Below are 9,613 nucleotides of genomic sequence, written 5' to 3' on the forward strand. Positions count from 1 at the left end.
TTATATCTTTTGCTATGTTGCCAATATAGTAATCAAGTCAGCACATCTCCAAATAAAACTCATTTCTTTATTTTACTCTGCTAACAATAAGTGAGCGTATTTCATAGCTATGTTTTTTTTGTATGCTTAAGGTAGGAAAGATATTGGGTAGAAATCTCGTGAATACTTTGAATATAATCAGGCATTTCAATCAATTCATCATATTCCTGAATGTAGGTAATGTATTCTATTGCAAGCGACGCAATGATTGCTGATTGTAAACGTATGTTTTTTATTTGAATATTTTGGACTTCTGCATACTTGACATATTCTTCTTGTAAAATATTTTTTATGCTTGTTTCAATGTCCATATCCTCAATACGTAGTTTCTTTAAAGTTTTTATATCTACGATAATTGTAGATATCGATTCGCGAAGTGAACTCCACAATACATCATAATCTTCGTTATTCTGGATTCCTTCGAGACGTTCTGCCACTCCGGCTTGGAACTTGCTTAAATGTTGATGAACAACTTTCTCAGCTAGGTCATACTTATCAAGATAATGGCTATAAAAAGTCCCTTTACTAATTAATGCCTTTTCAAGAATTAGCCTAACTGTTACTTTTTCAAAAGGCATCGTCTTTAAAAGCTCAAAGAAAGTATATTCAATATTTTTTTTCGTTTTAATTACTCTTAAGTCTTCTTTTTTAGGCATTTTTATTCCTTTCGTACAATATTATATTTTTATGAACTATATGTATAGTTATTATACCACATAGTATGATACTGTCCATTGTAATAATTCAAAAATCTTTATAATATAGAGATATTAAAAAAATTATATTTTATAAATGAGGAGGAAGAAACATGGAAGCTAACAAAATTAAAGGTGAAAGTAAATCAGTTGTACTGGATAATGGTGCTGAACTCACATATTGTGAATATGGCAAAGAGAATAAAGAGGTGCTGATTGCAGGTGCTTTTTATTTTCACACTCTAATGCCAGTAATTGAAGGACTTGCTAAAAAATATCATGTATATGGTGTTGTTATGCGTTTTGATGGTATTACCGATGAATTGAATCCAGATGGTACAACACACTGGGGTAGGCAATGGGGAAAAGATATTTACGACTTCTCTCAAAAATTAGGTATTACAAAATTTCATTATAATGGAAAATGTCATGGTACAGTGCCGGGCTGGTATCTTGTAAAAGAACATCCAGAAGTACTAGAAACCTTTTCTAGCTTCTATTTGGCACCTCATCTTCGCAAGCAAAACAGTAGAAAATGGTTTGATTTACTTGATGGAGAGGATCCTACTAAGATGATGGCTGTAGCAATGAGAAAACCTGAAGGTCTGAAAGCTAAAATGGAAGAAATGGCTGCACTCGGTGGCGGTACTCCGAATCCGGCAATAGAAGAGTATGCCACATCACCTGAAAAAATATGGGCAACTCAGGAAGCGTGCAAAGAGGCACTTGAGAACATGTCCATTCCAGTAGGATATATGTTTGGTACAATCGATTCCCTGTTTGAAGATTATTTCGATAGTAATATGTACGCAATGAGGAATACAAAAGGTAGTAGAGCGGTAATCTTAGGTGGTGAATGCCATCTGATGGAACTTGACTGCCCAGATAGGGTTGTAAATGAAGTGTTCATGTTTATTGATGAAAGTAAAAAAAGCTATTAGTATTCCACATAATTTGTAAAATGATGGTGTTGCAAAACTAAAAATTTGCAACACCACTTTTATTTCTAAAGAATTTTTTTGTTCATAACCATGGAATAGACTTTTTTGCTAAATATAGTATTTTTACTTTGTAAGCTTATTCTTAAGATCCCCATTTAGGATTCTTTCTCTAAGTTGCTTTACTCGTTCTTCTATTAAATCACGCGTAATATGGAAGTCTTCAATCGGACCACCACTCGGATCATCTAAACCCCAATCCTCTCGGTAAATGGCTGGCACATACGGACATTCGACTCCGCATCCCATAGTAATCAAAATATCAAGCTTTGGAGGAATATCTTTTAATAGTTTTGGATACTGATCTGATGTGTCAATCCCAACTTCACTCATAGCTGCTACTGCTAACGGCTTTACTTCGGGATACTCTTCCGTACCCGCAGAGTAAATTTCGCTGATATCACTTAATAATTTATTACCCCACGCTTCCGCCATCTGTGACCGACATGAATTATGAATGCAAATAAACGCAATTTTCATTATTTAAGCACCTCTTCATTATTTTAAATAGTATCATGAATACTTTCAAAACGCTGTAGTTCTTCCAACGCTAAAGGTTCATTCCAGTCCGCTCTCAAAATTTCTTTATGCGCCATAACTATCCTACTGCTATACATGAAATATGAAATAAATTGTTAGGATAGAAACTCGAAATTTAATTTCTCAACTTGACTAATAAAATTCTCCCCAACTGCAATAATTGAACTGTTATCAAAATCAGTAATCCAACCCTCTGTCAAATCTTTAGAAAGGAAAAATACTGTGTCCGCCTCAGGTAAAAAACTAGATTTCCATATCCCACCATTTTCACCATCTAATATTGGAAAATCCTCATAAGAATCAACTTCATAACAGTCATGTTGCCAATCTAGAATGTACATCCCTTTATCAAAGTAACTAGCAAATAAATTTTTTAATTTTTCCCCATTATACTTATACTCTGCAGATGCTGTTCCATCAGCATTATATGAGAACTTCATGATATTTATGCTCTTAAGCGAATAGCTTCTATACTTAATGTTATTATTTGGAAAAATATTTTTGTACCCATAATTTTCAAATCCATAGATTTCACTTATTTTATCCCATAAAGTATCCCTCTGGCTATCGCTAAGAATATTGAATCCCAAAATCACCATCTCCTTACTTGCCTAAATGTTTTATAGTGCGTATTAGTATAAAATAAATTTTATAGCATGCATATGTACAGTATGTCCTCCTCATTCAAGGAGAACATACTTATTCTGGTTCTAATTATTACCTACAAAGACACTGTAGACTACATCTTTACGCTGTTTGTGTTCTAGCACAACATTATCATTATCCAGCCATTTTAGTTTTCCTAAATGCTGAGAAAATATGAACGGATTGGGTCTTTCACTAACAATTTTTTCTTTCTTAATAATCCCGTTCACTTTACCCGCATTCCAACCTAGCTATCTTTGTATGTTCAGGACACAACTATCTCTGCCTCGCCGTGGTATGATAGACGCTGTCTTTTACTTCGATACACCATACGCCAATGTCACTTCCTGATTCTCTAGACCCGTCAACACCAGTACAGATCACGCTTACTTTTCGGCCTGACACATCTATGATCCTCTTCAACTTTCCGCTCGTGTAAATATTTATAAATGTCATATTATAGAATAAATAAGGCCTCGCTTTTTTCAGCACATCCCTTCTTTAATTATCTACTTATAGATAATTTCCATTAAATCCTTTTTATCAAAGCCAACCTTAATTCATCAATCAGTTTTAATCTGTTCTGAAACGAAACAAAATCTATAAGCCTGTTCTCATAATCTTGATATTGGGGATTGCACTGATAAAAATTTTTTTGTAAGCGCAACGGAAAGTTTATTTTTCCTGAAGTAGTATAAGAATTGTATATACCATATATAGAATCTTCATACTCATTAAAATCAATTATAAAATTATCTAAACCATATCTCTCTTCTATGCAATATAAAGATTCATCATTTCTTTGCATATCCCATAGTTCAGAAATAAGATCTTTGATTTCTTTATCTTTTTCCATAACTAACTATCTTTCCTCTCTTAGTATATATTCCATATGTTTTCCCTTTTTTTATTCTATACCCAGCTTTCCCAGTTGATAATAATACCTTCTCACGAAGTTTCTTATTATTCTTATAAAACCTCCTTGCCCCGTTTGTATATCCTTTTTTATTAAAGGACGATGCTTTTCCTTTCCACGCTACATGCTTTCTATAATGATAGTTTAGTGAGCTCTGCTTACTTCCAAACGTTCCTCCGTACCACTTTCTGGAAACATTCCATTTTTTCGCCTTAATTACTGCCTTTTTAGCAAATCGAAAAGCCTTTTTCCCAGCTTTTAACCTTGCCCCTCCAACAAAACCAAGAGCGCTAGCGGCTGCCACCCCTTTCCAGCCTTTACCTTTTTTATATGCTTTATAACCATCATAGGCTGCAAAACCAGCGTTGACAACTAACCACACCCAGTGACCATCTGGATCAATATGCATAACAGGATTGTTGTCTGCATAATTATAGCCATTCATCATCAATGGGTCATCTTCATCACCTGGATCTGGATCGACACTAATAAAGACGCCTTGTTCTGGTTCATAATAACGAGCCATCAAGTAGTACATGCCGATTTCTTTGTCGTACGTATAGCCAGCATAGCCGAATGGGTTTTGTTTGACTTCATTGGTCGTCTCGGTAGCTTTGAGTACGTTCCCCCATGCGTCGTAGCTGTATTCTGCCACCGTGTCGCCTGCTTCATTCGTCAGGGCAACCACATCACCATGCGCGTTGTAGTGATAGAACACTGTTTTTGTACCAACTTTCATGGCCATTCTAACGTTACTATCGGAATAAACATATTGGCGTTGCACCGTCCCTGCACCATCTGTTTCATACAGAACGTCAATACTATCACCATCATAGTAATATTTGGTTGTTTGTCCATTGACTGTTTTTTCAATGCGACGATTATCGTCATCGTATGTGTAGGTTGCGAATGGGGTTGACTCGCCTTTTTTCGTGATGGCTGTTAGTTGGTCTGCGGTGTCCCATGTGTACGTGTATTTACCATCGCTTAGACGGTTGCCATTTGTATCGTAGCTTAGCTTGTCGCCATTCCACGTTGTTAACTGGTTACCATCATTATAACTTGCATCGATGGCTTTTGTCTTGCTCGAATCGGTCACTTTTGTGCGGTTACCAAAACCATCATAACTATAGGCTTTGACGGTGCCATCTGGAAGTGTTTCTTTGGTTAATTGGTTGATGGCGTCGTATTCGTAACTTGTTTTACCTGTTTTTTTATTGTCGATCGTTGTTCGGTTACTTGCTGCATCATACGTGTAGCTTTCTTCAAATACACTATCGCCCAGCTTGTTTCCAATATTGATTTCGCGTACTTTTTGTGTGGCGTCATAGTTAAAGCTCGTTCCAACGCCATTTCCATTGATATACTGGTCTACATTACCGAACTCATCATAATCAAGGAAATAGTTGCGAGAACCATCGTTGAATTTTGTATTTTGGTCTAAGGCGTTATAGTCATAAGTTGCTTTATAATTGTGCGCACCATGCGATACAACAACTTCATTGATTTTGTCGGTTTTTCCTTTGTTGTCTTTGCTTGGTTTATCTTTGTATGTCCAAGAGACACTGCCGCCGCGTTCGGTTTGCTTCGTGATACGATCGGCGTCATCATAGGCTTTATCGCGTATCATGCCAGATAATGCGTCAGTCACTTTCGTTTCATTACCATTCGGGTCAAATTGGAAACTGAAAGCGGTTTGACCGTTCCATTTCACGCCTGTTGCACGGTCTGCGGAATCATAGATGCTTTCGATGGTGTCGCCGTTTGGTTTCGTGACTTTTGTTTGGTTCGCATTGGCATCGTATTCGTAACTGATTTTGCGACCTAAGGCATCCGTGAATTGCGTGACTTTGTTGTCGCTATCGTAGGTGTAACTATTTTGTTGTTCTTTGCCATCTGCCGTTACGAATTTCTCCGTGGTATTGCTATTGTCATCATATTTATACGCCACAGCTGTACCATTTGCCAAGGTCGTTTTCGTTAGTTGATTATCGACGTTATACTCTAACTTCTTCGTGTTCCCTTTTTCATCGGTTTCGGTAAGTTTGTTGCCGTACACATCATACGTGAAGGCGGATTTACGGTGTTCTTCGTCATAGGACGCGACCACATAATTCCCCGCGCTATCATATGTGTTCTCCGTCAACACTTCCCCGTCAATCACACGCATATTGTCAAACCATGCTTTCCCTGTATGCTTCCCGCGGAATAGTGTCCAGATTTTCAAGCGCGTGATTGGTTTGTCCACGTTCACCGTCACCGCACTACGATTCCACTCATTCGTGCCAGTCGGAAATGGAGCGTAGAAAGATTTCGTGACACCATCACTCAATACCGCTTCGGCCAGGATCGCGTAATCGTTCGACAGCTTCTCGCCGCCTGCCGTATTCACCACGTTTTCCGATTTCGACATCGCTGTCACCGTCACGTTTTTCGCCGTCGTTTGGTTCAGCACGATTTCTTGCCCGTACTTGCTGTCCACGTCCGTCACTGCTGTGCGCACAATCCGTGCTGAAGAGCCATCCGCGAAGCCTTCCGTGTCGTCAACCGCTAATTTATCCGCGCCCGCCGTCGAACCTCTCCACCAGCCAGTCGCCATCAATTCCGTGCTATTTTCAAAACTACTGTTCAGCACTGGGTTAAAGTTCGCCGATGCCTCGCCTTTTTCGAGTTGTAAATTATCAAACCACGCCGTTCCTGTCCCGCCAGTGTCTTTATTTTGCTCCACTTCTAGGAAAATGTAGGCTTTCGCGGTCGTTTTCGTCGTCTTAATCGTCAACTGGCGTTTCGTCCAAGGGCGGTTCGCTTTAATGTCACTGTAACGGTTACTCTGCCAACCATCGCCATCCGTCACGCGTTTGCCCGTCGCGTCATGCAGTTCCACGTTAAAGAACACATTCGTATCCTTCATATCGCTCGTCTTGATCAGCGCGCTCAGCGTATACGTCGAGTCTGGCTCTAGTTCCACGATCTGTTTCCCAGCTGTAAACCCGCGTCCTGTCGATTTCCCAGTGATTTTCAAGGAAGCCGCTCCACTCACGCCGCCCGGTGCCGATGTGGTTTTGTCGATTGCTACTGTTCCCGTCGCCGTTTGGTACACTTGCGAGAACCACTCTGTCGCGACCAAATCCTTCTCAAAACTTGGATTCGCTAAAATATTAGTCGCCGTGCTTAGTTCTGCGGTTCCTTTGATCACATTTCCGTACTTATCATACTGCGAAACCGTCGAGGTCGCGCCGCCAGATTGGTCTGTTTCCGACACCGCATCCGCATCATCGTAGGCTACCGTCGTTGTTTTATTCTCGGTATCCGTCATCGATGTCACGTCATTATTCTCATTATACGTATAATTCTCCGTCCCATAAGGATCGGTTACCGACGTGACATTCCCGTCCGCGTCATACGTATACGTCTCTTCTTGCCCTTTTGGACTCACTTCTTTAATCAGATTATTCGCCTCATAGCTCGTCGTCGTGCTCAACTTTAAGCCATCCGCGTCCACAACCACTTTCTCGGGATTTCCCGCCTGGTTGTAGGTATAAACCGTCTTCTTGCCTTTCGCGTTCACCAGTGTTTCTTCTGTCTGCTTCGGATCATAAATCGCCGTCAACTTTTAAGCATCTCGAAGAAAATATAGATAACATCGTTCGCTATTGGGTCGCCACTTATTATACGAAAACCGATGAGTATGAACAACGAAAAGAATAGGATGGTTTTCTCAGCACGCGAACGCAGGAAGTCACACAACTCTTTCGCACAACCTACCAGCAATTGAAACAAAACTATTTAAATACTTCTCTTTTTCAAAATGTCGGCGAAGACTGTAAAGATATCGGAACACCATTAATAGAATCAGTAGGTAACTTGCATCTTGTTTTTACTTCCACACTGGAGTATCTTTCTCAACAACTTCAACAAAATACATTCACCTGTTCCAACACTGCACTATGCCAGTACGCCCTACTCTTACGGAAAGTAGAGATCCAAGTCGAGCAAGATTTAATTCTCAGATACATGAAATAATGGTCTAGTTTTTTCTATTTTATAGACTACCTTTTAGACAGCAAATGAGACCAGTAAGTTTATGTTTACCGGTCTCATTTGAGATGCCTATATATCTTAATTTCTAGACTTTTATAAAAAGAAATGTCAATTACCCCGAAGTCTTTTGTAGATGTCGGACAATAATGCCTGATATTTTCAATTATCTAGTTTAAATCTTAAACTGATATCCTTATACCTTTCTTCAGACAAGATTTTACCATCAACCTTGACCTTTTTATAACTGTCTTGGTATTTTAAATACTTAAGATTTTCGGAAACTATTGAGAAAAATGATTGGGTATGATCAGAAAAGAAAAACTCTTCAATAGCAGAAAACATTTGCTTTGCATTATCCTCTGAGATTTCATTTTTAATAAATGAATCCATACAAAATGGAATCTCATACGAACCGAACTTTCTTAGCAAATTAAAATAAACCAGATAATAAGCTAAATATTTTTTATTTTTATCCATACCGCTACCAGCTATCTTCTTGAACTCTAAAAACTTTAACTCATCCATATCGGTGTCAGTTAGTATCATCTTTATTTCATATTGTAAGGTAGCGTATGTCTTATTTATAGACTCTTTTAATTCTTTCTTCTCTTTGTCCAAATCATTAATTTTCTTTCTTAAATCTTTAATCTCCTCTTCCAGACTACTTTTTAACACGACCTGCTTATCAATCAAGGATTCCATCTCATTCACTGCCTCATTTTTAGCAGTTGCCTTCACATACTCATCAATAGTCAGCAATTCTTTTGATTTTTGTATTCTAGAGCTAATTTCATCAACTTTAGATTCTATCAAATTTTGTTGGGCTCTAAAATCAGAAACTTCAATAGTTAGGTTCCTAATATTTTTTTCAACAATTTCTTTCAGGAGCGAAATTTCAAAAAAATTATTTGACAAGTTAAGCCGTGTTAAAGACTTCTCTGTAGTTAAATTAGAATGGCAGTATTTACATTCTCCTTCTATAGAGCGGTATCTGCTTTTATTCATTTTTAGGAGTTGTTCTAGTTCGGACAATTCTTGTTTTTGTAAATCTAATGATTCCTGCTTATTTAACAATTGCACCTTATACCTGGTAGCCTGTTCATTATAGTCATTCAACATACGCAAATATTTGTCAATATCGTAGTTTAGCGCTACTTTGTCAATTTTTGTTACAGAAGGCGTATTTAAATGCTCTTCTTTATACTCTTTAACAATCTTAAAAAAATTCGTTATTGTTGACTCTGATGCGTTTTTCTCTTTAATAGAGTTAGTTAAGCAATTCTGCAGCTCTTTCATTTCCAAAGTAGATAGAGAAAAAATACTTTTAAAAACATCTTCCGGAATACTAGTATACTGCCCCAGCGTAGCCGATATCTGCCTGTAAATAGCCCCATCCCACGAATCGTCTTGATCAATATAAAATGGCAAAATTAATGCCGTAGAGTACGCATCATGCACATTTTTAGTCCATTTATTCACAAGTTTCATATTGAAATTGAGTTTTATCTGTAACCACTCGGAGTATTCTTTTACATTCATTACTTCAACTTTATCGCTTACTCTAAATATATTTTTTTGCCTTGTAATTGTATATTCCACACTATTGACTGTTATATTTATCTGGAAATACATATCATTTATATTCCAACCACTTGGAAATTGTGATGTGATGTCAATATCTTGGACAAAATAAAATAGAATTAGTTTGCTATTTTTTCAAAAGCATTTGGTGTCAGATA

General features: G+C 37.8%; 6 protein-coding genes and 1 pseudogene. 1 reads left to right on the forward strand and 6 read right to left on the reverse strand.

Features of this window, described 5'->3' with window-relative positions:
- Window positions 1-107: 107 nt before the first annotated feature.
- Window positions 108-695: a TetR/AcrR family transcriptional regulator gene (locus HCJ66_RS15180; protein WP_187133902.1), complete on the reverse strand. Its 588-nt coding sequence runs from the start codon at window positions 693-695 to the stop codon at window positions 108-110.
- Window positions 696-847: 152 nt separating this feature from the next.
- On the opposite strand from HCJ66_RS15180, the gene HCJ66_RS15185 reads away from it, so the two are divergent.
- On the forward strand, window positions 848-1,675 hold the full coding sequence (locus tag HCJ66_RS15185) for an alpha/beta fold hydrolase (protein WP_187133903.1): 828 nt from the start codon (window positions 848-850) through the stop codon (window positions 1,673-1,675).
- Between the two features lie 123 nt (window positions 1,676-1,798).
- On the opposite strand, the gene HCJ66_RS15190 is transcribed toward HCJ66_RS15185, so the two are convergent.
- From HCJ66_RS15190 to HCJ66_RS15210, 5 genes and pseudogenes are all read right to left on the reverse strand, one after another.
- The gene (locus HCJ66_RS15190) at window positions 1,799-2,212 is read right to left on the reverse strand and encodes an arsenate reductase ArsC (RefSeq protein WP_187133904.1); all 414 of its coding nucleotides are present in this window, start codon (window positions 2,210-2,212) and stop codon (window positions 1,799-1,801) included.
- A 155-nt stretch (window positions 2,213-2,367) separates the two neighbouring features.
- Window positions 2,368-2,862: a DUF2716 domain-containing protein gene (locus tag HCJ66_RS15195; RefSeq protein WP_187133905.1), complete on the reverse strand. Its 495-nt coding sequence runs from the start codon at window positions 2,860-2,862 to the stop codon at window positions 2,368-2,370.
- 584 nt (window positions 2,863-3,446) lie between these two features.
- Entirely contained in the window at window positions 3,447-3,773 is a 327-nt protein-coding gene (locus HCJ66_RS15200) for a hypothetical protein (RefSeq protein ID WP_187133906.1), read from the reverse strand.
- Window positions 3,760-7,446, reverse strand: a pseudogene (locus tag HCJ66_RS15205) (RHS repeat domain-containing protein); the annotation flags it as partial. The pseudogene HCJ66_RS15205 and the gene HCJ66_RS15200, both read right to left, overlap by 14 nt.
- A 587-nt stretch (window positions 7,447-8,033) precedes the next feature.
- On the reverse strand, window positions 8,034-9,473 hold the full coding sequence (locus tag HCJ66_RS15210) for a coiled-coil domain-containing protein (RefSeq protein ID WP_187133907.1): 1,440 nt from the start codon (window positions 9,471-9,473) through the stop codon (window positions 8,034-8,036).
- Between the last annotated feature and the right edge of the window lie 140 nt (window positions 9,474-9,613).

The organism is Paenilisteria portnoyi (genome assembly GCF_014322795.1).
Taxonomy (GTDB): Bacteria; Bacillota; Bacilli; order Lactobacillales; family Listeriaceae; genus Listeria_A; species Listeria_A portnoyi.

Coding starts and splice junctions, on each gene's coding strand:
- HCJ66_RS15180 (WP_187133902.1), bottom strand. CDS start 695: ATGCCTAAAAAAGAAGACTTAAGAGTAATTAAAACGAAAAAAAATATT.
- HCJ66_RS15185 (WP_187133903.1), top strand. CDS start 848: ATGGAAGCTAACAAAATTAAAGGTGAAAGTAAATCAGTTGTACTGGAT.
- HCJ66_RS15190 (WP_187133904.1), bottom strand. CDS start 2,212: ATGAAAATTGCGTTTATTTGCATTCATAATTCATGTCGGTCACAGATG.
- HCJ66_RS15200 (WP_187133906.1), bottom strand. CDS start 3,773: ATGGAAAAAGATAAAGAAATCAAAGATCTTATTTCTGAACTATGGGAT.